Genomic DNA, 273 nt, shown 5'->3' with positions numbered 1-273 from the left:
GGTTCATCAGCCAACACCAGTTTAGGTTGCTGAGCCAGAGCCCGGGCAATACCGATGCGTTGCTGCTGGCCGCCGCTCAATGCGTCGACACGGCTTAAGGCTTTGTGCAATAAGCCGACTCGGTCCAGACTTTGCAGGCATATGGATTGATCCTTCGCCGGGAGGGGGAATAGACTGCGTAATGCCGTGTGGTAGCCCATTCGGCCCATCGAAACGTTTTGCAAAGCCGTCAGTCGGCCAATCAATTGATGCTGTTGAAACACCATGCCAGTC

Annotated in this window: 1 protein-coding gene; it reads right to left on the bottom strand. The window is 55.3% G+C overall.

Annotated elements, in window-relative coordinates; genetic code table 11:
* Window positions 1-273, bottom strand: a 273-nt coding sequence (locus ABG80_RS21225; protein ID WP_152987458.1) for an ATP-binding cassette domain-containing protein, incomplete at both ends; no start/stop codon positions are given.

The organism is Aquabacterium parvum, from assembly GCF_001447195.1.
Classification (GTDB): domain Bacteria; phylum Pseudomonadota; class Gammaproteobacteria; order Burkholderiales; family Burkholderiaceae_C; genus Aquabacterium; species Aquabacterium parvum.
This window is presented reverse-complemented; position numbering and strand designations above follow the sequence as displayed.